Genomic DNA, 20,303 nt, shown 5'->3' with positions numbered 1-20,303 from the left:
TAATAATAATTCTCTCCCTAATTTATAAATTTTTAATTAAGTTTAGATTTCTTTCAGAGTTGCGATTATCAGTAAACGAATAAAAGTCATCTACTCGTTGAATATATTTATCTGACATAATACAGTCATTTTTTATAGATTGAACAATTTTTTCTACAAGAACCTCATAATTATTACATACTTCCCCAAAACCCATTTTCTCATAATCAAAATAACCATTACCCCAATGATTTTCATCAAAATGAAAGTATAATATCGGTTTTTTCAAATATGCAAAATCAAAAAACACAGAAGAGAAATCAGTAACTAATAAACTCGATTTGTTAAAAAGTTCTTGATAAGAAACGTCGTAATCAACAAATTTAACATAATCATTTTTGTGGAAATCTTTAATTTGCTGCTGAATATTAGGATGAGGGAAAAATAGCAATTTATAACCTTTATCCCTAGCTATCGTAAGTATTCTTTCATCATTTATTAATTTATTATAATAATTGAAATACTCTGTGTCTTTAAAAGACTCATTGTATGGCCGAATTCCTGTCAGTTGATTTAACTCACAAACAATACTTTTTCTCCATGTAGGCATAATTAAGATTTGCTTTTCATTTTGATTAATTAAACTATCGTATCTAGGTAAACCACTTAGGGATACCTCATTACTAGTATATCCATACGAATTATTTAGTATTGATTCATATTCATTCTTAGACGACGTAATAAATAATTTAATATTTTTATTATATTTATTTAACCAAGAGGACATATCATCTTTTATTATCCCATGTTGTAGAAAAATAAATTTATAGTTAAATAGATCTTGATAATACTCTAATGTCCCCAAAAATGGATTAATAACCCATTCATCTGCGTGTGATGAAATCACCTTGCTAGATAATAAATGCTTTAATTTATGTCTATAAGAACCAAATTTAACGATATTGAACTCTTTCTTTAAACGAGAATAATCTTTTACATCTCCCCGTATAACATAATAAATCTTTGCATTTACTTTTTGTAACTTGGTATATCTATATAAGTGTTCCGCATTATCATCTGCCTTATCAACTCTATCCATAAAAAGCCATGTTTCTTTTTTAAGAAATGCGCTGCACAAAAAGTAGAAAAGTCTAGCCAATATAACTTTTTTATAATTAGGCACTTTCATTTTATATAAAGATCTTAGAAAGCCTAACTCTTTCTTCAACCGACTAGGATATGCATACTTTTCCAACAAAAGCTCACAATTATATTTATCATAAGTTGCTAAGTACTCATTATTTAATGATATATAGCTTTTATCTGTGATAGAGGATAATCTTGCGAATCTATTAAAATTTATTTCAATTGGAACTGTTACTTTATTTATTTCAACGAACATTTTTATCTTTGCCTTTTCTTCAAGCAAGTGAACAGGAATATTGACTTTAAATCCATAATACTCTTTAACAAGAGAGTTAAGAGTATAAATATTGCTGGTTTCTCTATTTACTGTATTTACTTTGATTTTTTCGTGATTAACTTCACAGAATATCTTTACAGCACTATTATCAAATAATGAACCAAAAAAACCTTCTATATATAATTCATTCTTGTTCATTTCAATGAAATCAAAATATATAGATTGATTCTTTAATGAACATAACAATTCATTTTTAAAATATATGCATACGTTATCATTCGTATATATATAATCAATTAATTGAGTAAATGGTTTATCATATTTTAGTTCCAGAATATATTTTTTTCTATGTATATTAATATACTTTTGTTTTAAAATAACTTGGTCATCAATATATGATAGTGCCTTTTTTAAGTAACTTATAAATTCAGCAAATTCATCATCTATTAAAATATTATTTACGAAGGAGATATTAAATCTCCACTGCAAATCATACATAACTACGTTTTGAATATATAGTGGAACATAACCTAGTAATTCAATAGAATAATCAATTGTATTTATTGAAAAATTCTTAAGATATTGTGAGTACCACTCCTTCAATAAATGTCCTGATTGTGTATTTGAAGAATTATCTATTCTTCTTCTATAATGATATTTAGCTGTACTAATTACACCATATGCAAATTTTTCTTGAAGAATTTTATTTAATAACTCAGTATCATCTCCTCCAACAGTCAAATTTTCATCGAACCTATATTTTTTTATCGCTTCTATTTTTACAAATGAACTTGCCATTGATAGTTGGATTTTATCTGGCTCTTCATTTATATTTATCACTCTTGTTTTCTTGAATTTAAAATTCAAGGGATGATCTCCAGTTCTCCCGCCAAAGTAAATCATTGGAATAGAAACAACATCAATACTATTGAAATTTTTATTAAAAAAATTAAAAACCTCTAACAGCGTATTGTTTGACAAAACGTCATCTGGATCAAAAAAATTAATATATTTACCTTTTACATATTTCAATCCTTCATTCCTAGCACTATTAAGCCCGCCATTAGTTTTATTAATGTATACAATATTATTAGGAAACTTGTCTTTATACATTTCACATATCTTACCGCTAGAATCTGTACTCCCATCATTCACAAAGATAATCTGTACATGTTTTGAAAAATCTAGGGTTTGATTTAATATACTTTCTACTGCCTCGTCAATATAATTTTCTACATTATAAACTGACATAATAATAGAAAATAAGAACTTATTACTTATCTCTTCTTTCAATTTTACCCCTCAAATCTATAATCGTATAATACTGAATACATATTCATTATAATGAGTTTGCTTTTACTATTTCCCTTAACTTTTTTAACATCTTATTAAAAATGCTTGGTGATTTTATTTTGTTAATGCTAATATAATCTGTGTATTTACTTAGAATATTCACTTCATATCTTTTAAATATCTTCTTTCGGGCTCGAAGTTCACTTTTTTTTCCAGGAATATGATAAATTGAGGTAATTCTATCTATAAACAAGAATTGACCGTGCAAGCTATACTTGATCCACAAGTCCCAATCTTCTAAATATTCTAGTTTTTCATCGAATCCCCCGAAATTTAGAAATAGATTTCTTCGAAACATCACCGCCTGTATAGGAAACATATTCCTATAAAATATTTCTTGTTTATTTAATGGACTTGAGTAACTATATTTTTCACTCCTAGTTTTTACCCTAAGAGGTTGATACGATTCATAAATTACTTTCCTTTCTATTGATGATGAATGAACAGCACAAATATCTGGATGTGCATCTAACTCACTAGATAAAATTTGTATATGATCAGGTTGAAGAATATCATCATCATCTAAAAAATTTATATACTTCCCAGTCGCCACATCTAAACCTTTATTTCCAGCTGCAGATCGCCCTATGTGAGTCTTTGTAGATATATATTTAATATTTAAATTATTGAATTTTTTTATAATTTCCTTAGATATAGGAGGACCATCTTCAACGACTATTACTTCAAATTTTTTGTATTCTTGATTAACTAGACTTGTTAATGCTCTTGTTAATAATGTTGGTCGTCGATAAGTACGAATTATAACCGAAACATCAGGAATTATTTGTTGTTCCATGAACCCCCCACTCATTTCAATTGAATAATGGATTGAAATATTCTTTCACAATTATTTTGGTCTTTAAGGGTGAAGAAACGCTCTATCCTTTGACGATACTTATCTTCTATCTGAAAGTTTGAATTAACTAAGAATTTTATATAATCAATGATTTCTTGCTCTTCGGAGAAAACTGGACCAAATCCATCACTTTGATAACTGAAATACCCCCGCTTATAATGTGTTTGGAAGAAGTCAACCGAATCAAATTGATAATATACAACGGGCTTCCCCATATACCCAAAATCAAAAAAAACGCTGGAATAGTCAGTAATTAAAACTGAAGATTCTTTAAGCAATGTTTGAACATCAAATCTTTCCTTATTTCCAATTAAGATATGTTCTGCGTTAGTCGAAAAGCAATCAACAAATTGTTGCATTTCGTGATGCGGATAAAAAACTAATTGATACCCGCTTTGATTTAATACTCGAATCAGTTCTTCATTAGAAAGAAGCGACTGATAGTAACGAAAATAATCAGTATTTTTAAACATCTCTGCCCTATCTGAAATGTTAGACCAAGCTAATTTTTTTCGCCAAGTGGGCATGAATAATATTTGCTTTTTAATTTTAAATGAGTGTAAATCATCAAATCTAGCAAATCCCGTATAAACCACTTCGCCATTATGATACCCGAAGGTCGAACTAATATAATCAAACTCCGGTTTTGCTCCTGTAATAAACAGATCAAAAGAAGTCTGCTTCCGTCCAAGCACATTGCTTACATCATCTTTCGTAATTCCATGTTGAAGAAAGATGTACTTCTGATTTTTCGACAGGAATCCACAAAATCTCTTGTATTGCTGATAATTCCATGGTTCAATGGTTCCACGATGAGCAGTTACTAGATATTTGGCCAAAATAAACAATATTTTGTGTTTGAAACTTCCATATTGGATAACTTCGCCTATAGAATTTACTTTATTGAAATCCTGTTGGTTAGAGTAATCCATGAGATAGAACGCATGGATTTCAGGATGATTCTGACACAAGTACTTGAAAAAGCTATATCCGTTATCCCCTGCCTCATAACCCCGTTCACACACAAGCCATATATTGCGATATTTACTATTGAAACGATAAAAGAAAGAAGCAACAAGACAAAGCCCCAGCAAGGCTGCTTTATTGACTTTTTGAATCAAGGGTAATCGCTTTCTTATTCCATTATATAATTTAATGGAGTTTTTTGTCGAAAAAAACAATGAAAAAGAGTTCTTTTGTGTTGATTTGACAATATATTTTGAAATCGGCTTCTCTAACCTTTCTATAGTTTCCGAACTAATACCCGTAAACACCTCTTTTGATTTGTAAAAATAATCACGCTTTTCTTTCAAAGTGAAGAAAGATTGATTCACCATATTATAAATAAAAGGATGCAACGACCGAATGTTGAACCAATCGATTAGCTCCTTATATTCAGGATATTCATTGATCAATTCATGCATTTGTATATTAACATTCAGATGATCTAGGTAACTCTCTTTATTACTATAATATTCATCTGTCTTCGAGTTGCTCTCTTCACGCTTCCGATAGAAGTATTTGCATCTGTTGCTAATATAAATTTTTCTTGCAAGAAATGTAGTTATTGTTGAAAACATTACATCCTCAATACGGGATTCAGTAAATTTTAAATCTCCAATCAACTCTCTTTTGAAGACCTTATTACATACAGAGGTAGCAAAAATAATTTCCGGAAACTCTCTTATATCTTTAACGATTTGGGTATCCGCGAATAATTGCGCAGAGGGGTTTCTTGGATAAGCTTTATTCGAAGGGCTAAAATACTCATACTCATAGATGAACAAATCGCTATTTGTAAGTTCCATGCTTTCAATAGCCATTTCGAAGGTGTTATCTGTTATATAATCATCGGCATCAATAAAGGCAATCAATTGAGAAGTAGCCATATTTAGGCCGGTATTTCTCGCTATTCCCGACCCCATGTTTCTTTTGTGATGAACGATTTTGATTGAGTCGTACCTGTCGGCGTATAGTTCCGCAATACTTATACTGTTGTCTGTACTGTGATCATTAATCAAGATAACCTCAATTTGGTCGATCCCAATAGTCTGGTTAACAATTGAATTTAAACATTCTTCAATATAGTCCTCGACATTATAGACCGGTATTATTACAGATAAACGAAAAGACACGATGCATTCCCCTAGTTATTTAATGTAATTTTTTTGTATTCTTCAATGATCTCCTTAGTATGACCTATCTTGCGGACTCTTCCACCCTCCAACCACACTACCCTTTCACACAACTTCTCAATTTGACCTAGCGAGTGAGAAACGAATAAAATAGTGGCGCCTTGCTCCATCATGCTTAAGATTTTCTTTTCACTCTTCTCCTTGAACTTGATATCGCCAACCGATAATACCTCATCGACAATTAAAATTTCCGGTTGAACAATGGTTGCGATAGAAAATCCTAGCCTTGCTTTCATCCCGGATGAGTAATTTTTTATAGGTGTGTGAATGAACTTCCCTAGTTCGCTGAACTCAACAATTTCCTCAATTTTTGACTTAATCATTTTTTTGGAGTAGCCAAGTATCAACCCATTAAGATAAATGTTTTCTATCCCCGATAGATCACCATTAAATCCAGCTCCAAGCTCAATTAATGGCGCAATTTTCCCGCTGACCTTTATTGATCCGGTGGTAGGCTTCAAAATACCCGAGATAATTTTCAACAATGTACTCTTACCAGCCCCGTTCAGGCCAATAATCCCAAACACTTCTCCCTTGGCAACGGAAAAACTAATCTCATTAAGTGCATAGAAATCTTCATAATGAAGTTCTCTTTTTGCTTTCTTAATCAAATATTGCTTTATAGAGTCTACCTTTTCGGTAGCTAATCTGTATTTCATTGATACATTATTTACTTCAATTACGTTCATAACAATCCCCTTTGCGCATCCCAACTGGACCAATCAGATATGAAAAATGAACCGATCCTGTTTTTTATAGAAAACATAGATTCCTACCAAAAAGTAAATAACAGCATAAGCAGCTGCAATTAACAATTCGCTCCACTCAAACATTTGTCCATACATCAGTACATCTCTAAAAATCTTGAGCAACGGGTATAACGGATTTAATTCAATCAACCAATGATAGCGGTCTGGGATAATGGATGCCGGGTAGAATATAGGTGTCATATACATCAAGATCATCAATATAACAGAATAAAGATGCCCCATATCTCTGAAAAAGACAAAGATGGTGGACAAGATCATCCCCGCACCCATCGCAATTATAAGCAATAAAAACAAAGGAATTATTATTAAGAAATTATAAAAAGAGAAGTGAACTCCCGTTAAAAGCATAACCAGAATAATTGGTATTAATGAAATCAATGAAGTAATGAACGATGAACAAACCCGAGACAAGGGAAAGAAATACTTTGGAACATATACTTTTCTTATTAATTGGCTGTTATTAATTATGGAGTTCATGGCAAAATTGGTTGATTCCGAGAAGAACGAATATAACATTCTACCTGTAAGAACATAGACCGGGAAATTCTCTATCTTATTCTGAAAGACTTCAGAGAAAATAATAGTCAATACAATCATCATCAACAGAGGGTTCAGTAAACTCCATAAGACACCCAAATATGAATTCTTATATTTCAAATTAATATCTTTCCTGATCAATTCCAAAAATAAATCCTTGTATTTCAAGAAATTATAAACATGCGTTTTCATGCAATTTCTCCTCTTTGAATTAGTACCACTATGGATCTATATCTAAAATAATTCAAGTATCAAATGCAAAAGAGATAAATTCGTGTCGAATCCAGTATACGGGAAAAAGGCGACAGCGTCGAGGACGAAGGAAAATTATGACTGGTTTAGTCATCAATATAATTACTGGGCGGTAATGATCAGTTAGCCGTTGATGCAGCATGGGTGTAGCATCCTTTAAGCAGATGAGACTGGAAGTCGGCAGAATCGTCTGGGTATTGTTGATACCTGAGACCTACACACTCAGCCTGTTATCGGCGGCAAGCTAGTATTTTGCTATGTATTATTTCAGAACATGTACTCTTTCACATTTATCATTGGATTGTATTTACTTCAATACAGGTTAGCAAATAAGGTTTTAGAAATTTCTGTAATCACGCTTATATGGTCATTATGCTTGGCTTTGCTGAACTGGCTGGGACAAGACTTAGTCCGAGGCTCAGCGTGACTTTAACTCGCCTGATGATCGTGCTGCCATGCACCATTACTCCCTCGGACTCTTTCCTATAGACGACTCACTTCACCTTGTCGGCTCATAGAGCATTTTTTCACGAGTTTTTTTCCGTGGAGGGAATGGCCTCCCAGTTCACTGTATTTTCTCTCATACTATGTCAATTCCCTACACCGGAGAATTCACTTCATGTTTCGGTCTGGTACTTTTCTCGCCTAGACTCTGACTGGTACATTTGTCAATATACGCTTCTACGTACAGATTTCGCCATACACATGCATTCAAGCTACACGGGGGCTCGGACCTCATGTAGTAGACTTTCACCGTCTAGAAGATGTGCGCTTAGCAGGGCTGTGCATAATAAAAAGACCTCGCATTAGCAAGACCTTGTTTGTTTTCTTATTTCGAATATTCTTGAAAGCTACCGGTCTTCCAACTAAATCGGCGTTGAAGGACGCCATACAGTTTGAAGCATCTACTTCAGAAGTTGAATCTGACCATTTATCAGCACCAAAGTAACACATATATTCTGCATTTAAGATCTTTAGATCGACTCCATAAGACGTCATCAACTCAGGATACGAACTGGTAAGGTTGTTATCACCCAAGAGTTTTTTTAGATTAAAGTTCCTACCATACCTTTGAGGAATTCATAAACTCAACGATCGATTACATTCACTTTAAAAGAGTTTAAGATTACAAGGGAAGTTTGACGTCCTTTTCCTGTAGGTTTCAGTTTGAAGGCCCTTTAACGACTTTTATTATTTCTATATCTAATTGAGTGGTTTAATTCTATCATAGATGAAGCGGGACACCTTATTTCCATATATGTGGTCTCTGTTACTAGAGTTATGCTAAAATATTGTCGTATATACACGAAAAGGAGCTAATTACGTTGTCGAAACCAGTATACGGGAAAAAAGCCGCCTCATCGAGGAAACCTGAGACCAGATCGGTTTTATTTTGGGTGTTAATTGCAGGAATCATACTTTTTTTAACCTGGACACCGTTCCAGACGGCACTATTTAACGGACAAATGCTTGAATTTGAGAAACCTATTTTTTGGGCTGCTATATTAGCGTGTCTATTGTTATTTCTCTGGGTTGCGCAATATTATAAAAGCATTCAACTCAAGGATCAGAGAGACTGGCTTGCTGTTGGCGTATTCTTACTACCCCTAACTTACATACTATCACTCATCAGTGCAGCCTCTTATTATCTAGCGATGAACATGGTCATCATTAACTGTATATATGCTATTATGTTTATCATTGGATTGTATCTGCTGCGTGATAAACTGGGAAACCAAATCATACAGACAACCATTATGACGGTTGCCTATCTGATCGTCGGGTTCGGTTTACTGAACTGGTTCGGTCAAGGGAAGGCAGCAGGTGCCATCGCAAAATGGTTCTCCAATACGGTCTCTGACGGTATTTATAGACAAGCAGTTATGACAGATTCCAACGGTCTGCGTCTAACGTCAGTATTCCAATATGCAAATACATACGCTGCCTTTCTAATGGCATTCTTGTTTGCGGCAGTCTTCTATATTACGACATCGCGTAAATGGTACAGTCAAGCGTTCCACAGCTTCATGCTAGTACCTATCATTGTATCATTGCTCTTGACATTGTCCCGGGGCGGACTCGTCATGCTACCGGTTGTATTTGTTCTGCTGTTACTGTTTCTGAAACCCTCGAAACAACTGTTGTGGATCCTTTATTGCGGAGTTGCAGGTATCGCCTCATTGCTCATATCCAAATCGGTTACAGAGCTTGGATTGCAACTAAATAAGAATTTTAATGGAAGCGAAGCTCTTAAAGGTTGGGGAATTCTACTTGGTATATCCGCAGTCGTAGGAATACTAGGTTGGTTGATCCAACAATATGTCGCTCCGAAACTAGAAATAACACTGGACAAATGGTCCGCAAAAAAAGGCTCTGCCCTATGGATACCGATTGGTTCCTTAGTTGTTGGTGGAATCCTGATCTTCCTATTCATTGGCACCAACCTTAAAAGCTTACTTCCGAAGAACATCAGTATCCGACTCGAGAATATTAACTTCAATCAGCACAGTGTTCTGGAACGATTCACTTTCTATAAAGATGCTTTAAAATTACTTGCAGACTATCCAATTATCGGTGCAGGCGGAGGAGCATGGTCCGCACTGTATGAGCAATATCAAAATAACCCGTATACAAGCCGCCAAGCCCATAACTTTTTCTTACAATACTTGGTCGAGGTCGGTATTGTCGGTTTCCTTGTATTCATGTCGTTCATTTTGTTCATATTCTATAAATATATTATTCGTTATATCAAAGACAATGAAGAAAACCGCAATTCGCATTTCCTGTATTTCATCATCGTATTGTCGATTTTCATGCATAGTATTCTGGACTTTAACATGAGTTACGTCTTTTTAGGAATACTCGTATTCCTTGGACTGGGCGGGATGGCTACTGCAATAGACAGTAAACCGATTAAACGACGGAGTCTGAAAAACTCAACTGCTAGTGGTGTGTACACTGCTTTTGTCAGCCTCTTTGCAATCATTGTACTAATCACCTCCATTCGTTATGTTCAAGCTGCTGATGCAGCTATGGAAGCTCGAGTTGTTGCCCAGGTTAGCACATCGTATAGTGAGATAAAAGCACCACTGGATAAGGATTTAAGTATTCGGCCTAGTCATCCGGACTCCGTTCTACTTATGAGTTCACTGTATCAATCTGTTTACAAACAAAATCAAGACGAAAACTTCTATCAATTATCATTGCAGTTGTTAAACAAGGCATTAAAAGATGAACCTAATAATAAATCTATGCTAAAACGATTAATCGACTGGTACGAGTTAAAGCAGGAGCCAGAGGAAGCCTATGAGATACTCATTAACAATGCTTATAAATACAAATGGGATATCGAGTGGTATGAGCAGATTATCGATAAAGGTTACAACCTCGGTATGAATGCTCTAGGAACAGGCGAGACCGCTACAAAAGACAAGTATTTTAAGCAAGCAACGGAAGCGTTCACTGAAGTTCAATCAGGTATTCAATATCTGGCTACATTGCCGGAAGGGCAATTACAAGGACGTGCATTTAAAAACACGCCGGACATGATCTTAAAGACTGGTAAGATGTATTTCTTTACAAATCAACCGAAACAAGCATCCGATGCTCTAAAAATTGGCATACATGAAGACCTGTCGATAACAACAAACAAGGATATCGCCATATGGTATCTTGCATCTTTACAGCAGCAAGGTTTAAATGACGACACACTTATGGACAAATTAATAAAAGTTGATCCTAAAGCTAAGCAAGAAGTTCAACAGCTGGCTGAGCTTCTCTTCTAACTATAAATCGGGCGGTTCGTGGTAGATATACCAAGAACCGCCCGATTTTCTATATACATCTTCTTCAATTAAGTAACCTTCGTCAAGATACTGTTCATATAATCAATCAATTCATCTCTTAAGTCTTCGTGCTGAAGTGCATAATGAAGGCTTGTCTGAATAAAACCCATCTTCTCTCCCACATCATGACGAATGCCCTCAAAGTCATAAGCTATTATAGGACTACGACGAGCTAAGCTAGAGAGAGCATCTGTCAACTGAATCTCACCATTCTTACCAACTTCCTGATTCTCTAATATGTCAAAAATAATAGATGGCAAAATATAACGTCCCATAATGGCTAAATTGGAAGGAGCCTCATCACGAGAAGGCTTCTCTACTAGTCTATTGGTCTCGTAAATTCTGTCTGACTTTCGGTTGCCGTCCACTATTCCATAGCGACCAACCTCTTCCCAAGGTACCTGCTGAACGCCAACAATGGCGGATTGATATGTATTATATACCTTCATCATTTGCTTGAGACATGGAGTCTCCGACTCTACTATATCATCTCCCAGAAGCACAGCAAACGGTTCATCTCCTATGAACTTCCGAGCACACCAGATAGCATGGCCGAGACCTTTTGGCTCTTTCTGCCGAATGTAGTGGATATCCGCCATTTCAGAAGGTTTTCTCACTTCCTCAAGAAGGCCCCATTTTCCTTTCTCCGCCAAGTTATGTTCCAACTCAAATGAAGAATCAAAATGATCCTCGATTGCCCTTTTACCTTTACCGGTTACGATGATAATATCCTCAATACCCGAGGCCACTGCCTCTTCAATGATATATTGGATGGTAGGTTTATCAACGATTGGAAGCATCTCTTTGGGCATTGCTTTCGTTGCAGGAAGAAAACGTGTCCCCAGTCCTGCTGCAGGGATAATCGCTTTGCGTATTTGCATAAAAAGCTGTCTCCTTTTCGATATAAAGCACTATGTATCTGAACACATTAGTGCTATTATATCGAAATTTATGATTTTTTGTTATTATTTTCATAAATAAATATGTTGCAGTGAGGAAAATAACAACTTATCTATCTCTTCTAACACCATCTCAATTAAATAAATATGCACTATTATCCCCGCACACGAATTTCCAATTTTACGTTCAATCGTATTACCAAATAGTTGAGAATCATACTACGAACAAATACTTAACAAAAAAGCATGCCAGACCCTATAAGGCCTAGCATGCTCTATTTATTTCACCACATAATATCATAATTGGCCTTCCGTATTACTTCACCAATTGCCCACGCGTAACCCCAAGCTGGTTGGTCGCTTTCAGCTTCTTCCACACCTGAGTACCGCTGATCTCACCGCGGAGGGCGCGCTTGTAGAGATCGATAACCTCGTGTACTTGTTCCGGCGTTTCTTCGAGGAACTCGACGCGGTAGTTGGATACGCCCAGCTCCATAAAATTGGCCAGGTACTCGGCCCCGGATTGCTCGATGGCATTGTACACCGTGTTGCGGCAGCCTTCGTCTACGCGTACCGGATGGGACATGCCGATCCGGTCTTGCAGGGAGGCCCGATGCTCTTCGCACGGACGGCCGCAGTTCGTGTAGTCCGTTCCTTCGCTCAGGAACGTACAGTAGACGCAGTGCTCGGTATGGAACATCGGCAGATGCTGATGGATGACGATCTCCATCTTGGATGTGTCCGCCTTGCCAAGAAGATCGACCATCTGCTGGATGTTCAGGTCATAGGAAGGCGTGACAATGTCGCAGCCGACTTCGGTGAACAGGTCAACCGCTTTGTGGTTGGCGATGTTCAAGGAGAAGTCGCCGATCAGCCGAGGATGCTTCGTCCCCGGGTTCTCCATGCGGTGGCGCAGGTAGAAATACAGCGCACCGGTGTTGCGCACCAGCACGGCGTCCGGCTGGAGGCGCAGGATGTTGTTGTGGTAGCCGTTCTCGCCCGGCATGTGAATGCGCGGCGTAGCCAGCGCAATCTGTTTGCCGGCTGCCCGTACGGCTTCCACTGCTGCCGGGAACTGCTTGATGAACTCGAAGTCGGCGTAGATCATCTCAACGCCGGCCTCAAGTGCAGCCTCCACCTGCGGGAGGCTGCGGCACAGCGCGGTGAGCTTCGCCTCACCGCGGGCCACAGGCGCTGCGGGCACAGCCGCATCGCCATACACTGACACCGCCCGTTTCACGTATACGGGCGGCTTCGGCCGCTCGCCAGCGAGCAGCTCCACCGCACGGCGGCGGATGCTGTTGAGCTCGCGAATCGGCACAATGACGTCGCCATACAAGTCGACGTCAAGTGCCTCAAGCTGGAACACCGTTCCGCCCAGGCGTCCAAGCTGCTCTTCCAGGATCTCCTGGCTGAGCGGCCGCTTCTGGGCAATCTCCAGTTCCAGCTCCGAATCCACCTGGACCGTCGTGCCCTTCTGCACATCGGTCCACCAGGTCGACAGCGGCTGTCCAGGACGGCCGCTTACACGAACATGTACCGGGAATACCCGGTACGGCTTCTCCGTCTCGTATGTCTGACGGAGTCGCTTGTCCAGCGCCGGATCATTGGTCTTCCAGATCCGGTCACCGACATGCAGCTTGCGCAGATCTACATCGCTCCGGCCCGGAACGATATCGATGATCCAGCCTTTCTGCGCTTCACCCTCCAGCTTAACGCCTTTGCGGCGTACATCGTAGACGCGTCCGCCTTCTTCCTTTTTCGTCGGATCTCCAGCATCAAACACGATGCCGTCCCCGCGCTTCAGCGGCGCATCCAGCTTGCAGACAACACCGTCGCGCAGAATCTGTTCTACCCGACCAAGATACACGCCGCGGCTTTTAGGGAACGTACCTTCAACCAGCTTTTTATTATTCGTACCGTCCAGGAATCCATGCGTGAACCCGCGAGAGAAGCTCTGCTGCAGCTCCCGCACCTCTTCCTTGCTCGGTCTTGCATCTTCCCCGTCAAAATACCGGTCGATCGCCTTCCGGTACTTGCTCACAACGTTAGCCACGTATTCCGGGCTCTTCAAACGTCCCTCAATCTTGAACGAGGTCACACCCGCTTCAATCAGCTCTGGCATCAGGTCAATCGCCGCCAGATCTTTTGGAGAGAGCAGGTACGCTACGTCTCCCATCGGCTTTTGCTCGCCATCCACAATCAGATCATAAGGCAGACGGCAGGCCTGCGCGCACTCACCGCGGTTGGCGGAACGGCCCCCCCACATTTCGGACGTCAGGCACTGACCCGAGTACGATACGCAAAGAGCGCCATGCACGAATACTTCCATCGGCAGCTTCGCCTGTTCTCCGATCTTCTGGATTTGCTTCAGATTGTTCTCGCGTCCTAATACGACACGCTCCATATTGAACGGCTTCGTGAACTCAACGGCCTCTGGCGACGTAATCGTCATTTGCGTAGAGCCATGGATTGGGAAGTCCGGTGAAATTTCGCGAATCATTTTGACCAGACCCAAGTCCTGTACGATTACCGCATCCACGCCAGCATCCACACACGCATCAATCAGTTCCTTGGCATCCTCCAGCTCGTTCTCGAACACGAGAATATTAAAGGTCAAGAATCCCTTAACCCCATAACTGTGCAGAAAGGCCATAATTTCGGACAGCTCGTCCATCCGGAAATTGTTCGCTCGTGCGCGCGCATTAAATTTCTCAACCCCAAAAAAGATCGCGTCCGCCCCGTTTGCCACGGCAGCTCGCATGCAATCCCAGTCTCCTGCCGGCGCCAGCAATTCCACGTCTTCTCTTCGTAGTGCTTTCGTGTCCATCTATTTCCTCCCAGGCCGGTTCAAGCCGGCGTGCTGTGTATTCCTATTCTTCCATTGAAACCTGCAAGCCATACTCTATTTTCATAGAACAAGGCCACCGACATCTATATCATATGATTGTAAACACTTTGAAAGTTTTTCAACTTATCTAGTTTACCAAAAGTCGGGCTTCTCTTCTACCTGCTAACTTGATTTCCACAGTTTTAATAGTGTTGCCATAATCCACATAGCGATATTAGGTTTAAATGATAATGAAACATCCTCGGCTCTAGCTCAACTATAAAAAAGAGAAACCAAAACAAGCCTTCCCATCGGAAGACTTGTTTCTTCTCGCCCATCGCCCTGCGACGGTCCACGACTAACCCTTACTCCACACCCTCCAGCACAAAGTCCATGCTGGCCAGGCGCTTGCCGTTCACAATAATATGCAACCGGTGATCGCCTGAGTAGAAGCGGCGGGTGGAGATCGGCTTAAAAGACTGTTTCTTCTCGACTTTCCAGCTTCCCGGCGCGTAGATTTTGTCCGAGCATTTATAACGTTTTGGCGCCAGCTTGCCGCTTGCCTTCATATAATCAATTTCATAATCGATGCGGAGCACCATCTTCTGGCCGGTTTCGTTAACCAGCTGAAAAGCAAACTCCAGATCATCGCCCATCGCAATGACCGAACGCTTCAAGCGCAGCTCACGCACTTCTAGGCCTTCGAGCTCCTCAAGCTCCTCATAACCAAAAATGGCCAGTGCCCGGACATCCCCTTTTCGCAGCAGCGAGCGCAGTCCATGCCGGACAATCCAATCCGTCAGCGGATGCCCGCCATACCATTGGGACGCAATCTCTAACACAAGCTCCGGGTGATCCTTCGAGATATCGTTCAAGTGATTGGCGACGCTTTTTCTAACGTATAAGGAAGAGTCCTCCTTCAACTGCTCCAGAATCGGCAGAGCCGGACGAGGTTCCTTGATGAGGGCCGGAAGCTGTGGTGCCCAGGGCAACCGCGGCCGCAAGCCTTCGCTAGCCAAGCGGCGCAGATGCTCATCATCCGACTTCGCCCAAATCATCATCTGGGCCAGCATCCCTTCCTGATCCCGCATGATAAAAGGCCGAACCGCAAACTCTGCCGTAGAATAATGCGTAAACACAGCCAGCGCCTCCATGGATGTCTCCAGGTCCTCCATCCCGTTTACTTCAACATAGTCGGGAAAAAATATATATTCCACACCCCTAAAATGTGAAGCCACCTGCTGCAGAATCTGCACCGTTTCGGGATAAGAAGCAGGCAGCGTGTCGGTTAGCGCCAACGTAATATGCCGGATGCGCTGTTTAAATTCCTCATGCTCCCAGGTTTCGTTATATATCAGCTCCATGAAGCGGTTCGTTTCAAATGCCGAATAGGTCTCTTTCAAGCGATCGGTCACTTCTTGGAGCAACGTATTCGTATATAGATCCTTCAGTGTCTCTCTCATTTCAGATCTCCTCAATAAATAATTTCACCATATCTTATCAACAACTTCATGAATCCTGAAACTCCTTATTGCATCAAGGATCGGGCGGTTCCCTGCCATCCTGAACGGAGCCTTTTCATCCCGCCGACTACCTCCCTCTCCTCTTCCCAATCTTTTTCAAGTGATGTAGGATGAAGTTGCACGCCTTTCGCTTTAGTGCGGTAATCGGGTTATTTCCAGATTACCTAATTTGGGGGGCGTTTTGCTATTTCCAAATTCGTCGACAGACATCCAAGCATCCCCGTCCCGGGCCACGCACCTCACGAGGTTGGAGGCCATGGCGATGAATAGATGGAGAGGCCTTTTATCAATAAGATAAACAACAAGCGACGTACTTTCACTAATTACAGCCCACATTAAAAAATGGTTTCTTTTGCGAGATAAGAATGATAGGCCCTACAGCTTGTACTTTCTTATCTGTTTAAAAATGTATTTACATAGATTATATCCTTATTAAAATGACAGGAGGCGAGCACGGAGGACTACAACAAATCATACATCAGGAGTTGAAGAACACATGGAAAGTTGGAAAAAGAATTTATGGGTCTTGTGGTTCGGCTCATTTATCGTTTCATCAAGCTTCTCGATGGTCATACCCTTTCTCCCGCTTTTTCTGATTGAACTCGGCGTTACCCAGCATACGGAAATGTGGTCAGGACTGCTCTTCAGCGCCTCTTTTTTGGCAGGGGCTTTGTCCTCTCCCTTCTGGGGAGCCGTCGGTGATAAATATGGACGAAAGCCCATGATTATTCGTGCAGGTCTGGTGCTCTTTGTCATCTATGTACTCATGGCTTTCGTAACGAATGAATATCAGGTTCTCATTCTCCGTGTGTTGCAAGGACTACTATCTGGCTTTATTCCAGGCGCTATCGCGATTGTAGGCACCAACACACCCGAGAACAAAGTCGGCTATGCCCTCTCCATGATATCCACAGCAACCGCTACTGGCGGCATTATGGGTCCGATGATCGGAGGCACCCTGGCCTCCCTGTTCAGCAACCGAATGGCATTCGGACTGGCAGGTACGCTCTGTCTGGCTGCCACACTGCTCGTCATATTCTGGGTCAAGGAAGAGAAATTTGTTCCCGGCAAAGAGCGCGTCTCCGTCATCAACACATTCAAGGTGGCCGGACATAATAAAGCGCTATTGACCGTGCTGATGCTCACTGTGCTGACACAGTTCTCTGTCATGACGATCGAACCCGTATTGCCGCTGTATATCGCCCAAATCAACGGCTCTTCTACGCATACCTCGATGATTGCGGGCTTCGTCTTCTCCATTGTCGGGATCGCTAGTATTCTGTTTGCCGCCCGCTGGGGACGCTTGGCAGATAAAATTGGGTTCCAGAAGGTGCTGCTGATCGGACTGCTTGCCAGCGGAATCGGTTCGCTCGCCCAAATTCTGTTCAGTAACATCTGGGCATTCTCGGCCATTCGCTTTGCTTATGGCGCCTTCTTCTGTGCGGTATTTCCGGCGCTCAACGGCCTTGTCGTCCAAAATACAGCAAGTGAATTTCGCGGGCGGGCATTTAGCCTCAATCAAACAGCTAACCAAATCGGCGGCATGGCCGGGCCTCTCGCTGGCGGCTTGATCAGCGGTATGTTTAACATCCATTCGGTATTCTTAATGACCGGTGTCTTGATGCTAATTACGACCGCCATCACTTACTGGACCATGCGATCTTCGCGCCAACAACCTGCGGAAAGATAAAGAGTCCCTTCCTTCATAATGCCTTGATTACGCACGCGTTAAGATTGAAGATCACGCGTGCGTAATAATTCTGTTCCAAGCCTTCGCTTCCCGATCTTTCACTTAATTTCAGACCTTCACTTTAAGGCTTTGCATGGTATCTCCCCAACCATCACACATGCATATGACGGTCCGCCTCATCCCACGGAACCGCATAACCGCTTCCCTTGGCGCAGAAGATCGAAGAAGAGCTGTATTCGGGATCTGCATTCTTGTCATAACCCTTGCGTTCGATGACCTCTGCCTCGTTATGGCACCAGTCATAACCGCCGAAAACAAGGGATATCGTCCCTCTTCCTTTTGTAAATGAAGCTAATTCCATGCTGTAGTTCATCATGGTCGATACGGGAGCGGATCCTGTGACTGTTACCTGATCTCCCGCCGTTTCTGGAGGTTCGAAGCTCGCCTTGGCCTGCGTCAGATCCGACATCAATCTGCCGATATACTCCGCAGACACCTTAATCTTGAAGTGATAGTATGGCTCAAGCAGCCGATTGGTTGTCTTCTCCAGGCCCTGACGCAGAGCGCGATAAGTGGCTTCCCGAAAATCACCGCCATGCGTATGCTTGTTGTGCGCCCTGCCTTTTAGCAAGGTGATCTTGAGATCGGTGACCGGAGATCCTGTTAGCAGCCCATGATGATCTCTTTCGCCAACATGCTGGGCAACCAGATGCTGATAATTCACCGGCAGCATATCGGGATGACAAGCATTCTCAAACACGATACCGCTGTTCCGCTCTCCCGGTGCAAGCTGCAGGTGCACTTCCGCATAATGCTTCAACGGTTCAAAATGGCCACAGCCCACCACCGCCTCCGTGATGGTCTCTTTATATAGAATCTCCGGTTCACCGAAGGTAATCTGGTAGCCGAACCGTTCGAATACGATGCGTTCAAGCACTTCAAGCTGAATAAGACCCATGACATGAATATGGATCGCTTGGGCCGATTCATCCCACTGAACGGACAAGGAGGGATCCTCTGCATCCAGCAGACGAAAGCCCCGCAGCATGTCCTTGGGATGGATTGAGGAATCAAAATGGACCTTCGACTTCAGTGTCGGTACAAGCTCATATACCGTCCGGTCGCTCAAAGTCCCAAGTCCGTCTCCTGCTGCAGCGGCTGTAAGGCCCGTAACCGCAAACAAATCACCCGCTTGCACCTGATCGGCAGCGATCAGCCGCCCTCCATTGATCATGCGGATATGTGTCACCTTCTCTGTGATTGTCTCCCCTCCCGCAGAATACGTAAGCTCGTCCCGGACTCGCAGCGTCCCGCCCAAAGCTTTTATGTAGGTCAGCCTCGCCCCCTGATCATCATGGCGGATCTTGTATACCCTCCCGGCAAATGCTGCTCCCGGATCATAATCCGTCTCCGTCAGCAGGTCCAGTTGGTGCAAGAAATGGGTAACGCCCACATTTTGGAGCGCAGATCCGCTGAAACAAGGGAATAACTGCCCTCGCTTGATCATTGCAGTCATTGCTTTTAGCCACCGGGATGGTTCATATCCCTGTTCCATATAAACATCAAACAGCTGCTCATCCCGTTCCGCGACAGCTTCAATAAGCGAGGTCTGCCATACCCCTTCATGCAGCATATCTTCTTCCGTAATCATGCAGACATCCTCGGTGAGTTCACTGCGGATCTCCGCCAACACACGCGCGGCATTCGCTCCCACCCGGTCGATTTTATTGATAAACAGGAACGTCGGCACGTTATGCTTGCGCAATAATTGCCATACCGTCTCCGTGTGTCCCTCCACACCTTCCACAGCACTTATAACAACCACTGCGGCATCCATGACTGCAATCGCCCGCTCCATCTCCGGCGAGAAGTCGACATGACCCGGTGTATCCATGACGTAATAGGTGGACCCGTTAAACAGCATGGTCGCCTGATCGGCAAATACGGTGATGCCCCGTTCTTTTTCGATATCGTGACGATCCATATAAGCATTCTGATGATCCACACGGCCGCGTTCCTGAATGGTGTTCGTTATATATAACAACTGTTCCGCCAGCGTGGTTTTACCAGCATCCACGTGAGCGAATATGCCTATTGTTTTTTTCATCCGCTTCTTCCCTCATCTATCAACCGATTTCGGATATGATATTC

General features: G+C 41.6%; 11 protein-coding genes. 2 read left to right on the top strand and 9 right to left on the bottom strand.

Annotation, left to right across the window (positions count from 1 at the left end; genetic code table 11):
- Nucleotides 1-22: 22 nt before the first annotated feature.
- From AM231_RS27355 to AM231_RS27335, 5 genes are all read right to left on the bottom strand, one after another.
- On the bottom strand, nt 23-2,653 hold the full coding sequence (locus AM231_RS27355; RefSeq protein WP_054405539.1) for a bifunctional glycosyltransferase/CDP-glycerol:glycerophosphate glycerophosphotransferase: 2,631 nt from the start codon (nt 2,651-2,653) through the stop codon (nt 23-25).
- An 88-nt stretch (nt 2,654-2,741) separates the two neighbouring features.
- The gene (locus tag AM231_RS27350) at nt 2,742-3,551 is read right to left on the bottom strand and encodes a glycosyltransferase (RefSeq protein ID WP_054405448.1); all 810 of its coding nucleotides are present in this window, start codon (nt 3,549-3,551) and stop codon (nt 2,742-2,744) included.
- 11 nt (nt 3,552-3,562) lie between these two features.
- Nucleotides 3,563-5,746 carry a bifunctional glycosyltransferase/CDP-glycerol:glycerophosphate glycerophosphotransferase gene (locus tag AM231_RS27345; RefSeq protein WP_054405447.1) on the bottom strand — a complete coding sequence of 728 codons (2,184 nt, stop codon included), beginning with the start codon at nt 5,744-5,746 and terminating at the stop codon, nt 3,563-3,565.
- Nucleotides 5,747-5,757: 11 nt separating this feature from the next.
- A complete protein-coding gene (locus AM231_RS27340) occupies nt 5,758-6,495 on the bottom strand; it encodes an ABC transporter ATP-binding protein (protein WP_054405446.1) in 738 nt (245 codons plus the stop codon).
- 33 nt (nt 6,496-6,528) lie between these two features.
- Nucleotides 6,529-7,305, bottom strand: a complete 777-nt coding sequence (locus tag AM231_RS27335) for an ABC transporter permease (protein WP_054405445.1) — start codon at nt 7,303-7,305, stop codon at nt 6,529-6,531.
- A 1,385-nt stretch (nt 7,306-8,690) separates the two neighbouring features.
- Here AM231_RS27335 and AM231_RS27330 point away from each other — a divergent pair.
- Nucleotides 8,691-11,150, top strand: a complete 2,460-nt coding sequence (locus tag AM231_RS27330; protein WP_054405444.1) for an O-antigen ligase family protein — start codon at nt 8,691-8,693, stop codon at nt 11,148-11,150.
- Nucleotides 11,151-11,218: 68 nt separating this feature from the next.
- Here AM231_RS27330 and galU read toward each other — a convergent pair whose 3' ends face one another.
- The 3 genes from galU to AM231_RS27315 all read right to left on the bottom strand — a co-directional run bounded on the left by galU (nt 11,219) and on the right by AM231_RS27315 (nt 16,402).
- On the bottom strand, nt 11,219-12,091 hold the full coding sequence (gene galU / locus AM231_RS27325; RefSeq protein WP_054405443.1) for a UTP--glucose-1-phosphate uridylyltransferase GalU: 873 nt from the start codon (nt 12,089-12,091) through the stop codon (nt 11,219-11,221).
- A 334-nt stretch (nt 12,092-12,425) separates the two neighbouring features.
- On the bottom strand, nt 12,426-14,939 hold the full coding sequence (locus tag AM231_RS27320) for a U32 family peptidase (protein WP_054405442.1): 2,514 nt from the start codon (nt 14,937-14,939) through the stop codon (nt 12,426-12,428).
- 365 nt (nt 14,940-15,304) lie between these two features.
- On the bottom strand, nt 15,305-16,402 hold the full coding sequence (locus tag AM231_RS27315) for a DNA alkylation repair protein (protein WP_054405441.1): 1,098 nt from the start codon (nt 16,400-16,402) through the stop codon (nt 15,305-15,307).
- A gap of 556 nt (nt 16,403-16,958) precedes the next feature.
- Here AM231_RS27315 and AM231_RS27310 point away from each other — a divergent pair.
- Entirely contained in the window at nt 16,959-18,152 is a 1,194-nt protein-coding gene (locus AM231_RS27310) for an MFS transporter (RefSeq protein WP_054405440.1), read from the top strand.
- A 151-nt stretch (nt 18,153-18,303) separates the two neighbouring features.
- On the opposite strand, the gene AM231_RS27305 is transcribed toward AM231_RS27310, so the two are convergent.
- Nucleotides 18,304-20,259: a GTP-binding protein gene (locus AM231_RS27305; RefSeq protein WP_054405439.1), complete on the bottom strand. Its 1,956-nt coding sequence runs from the start codon at nt 20,257-20,259 to the stop codon at nt 18,304-18,306.
- Nucleotides 20,260-20,303: the final 44 nt, after the last annotated feature.

The sequence above is a fragment of the Paenibacillus solani genome (assembly GCF_001277345.1).
In the GTDB taxonomy this organism is placed as follows: Bacteria; Bacillota; Bacilli; order Paenibacillales; family Paenibacillaceae; genus Paenibacillus_AQ; species Paenibacillus_AQ solani.
The sequence above is the reverse complement of the archived record's forward strand: the minus strand, read 5'-3'. Positions and strand labels throughout refer to the sequence as shown.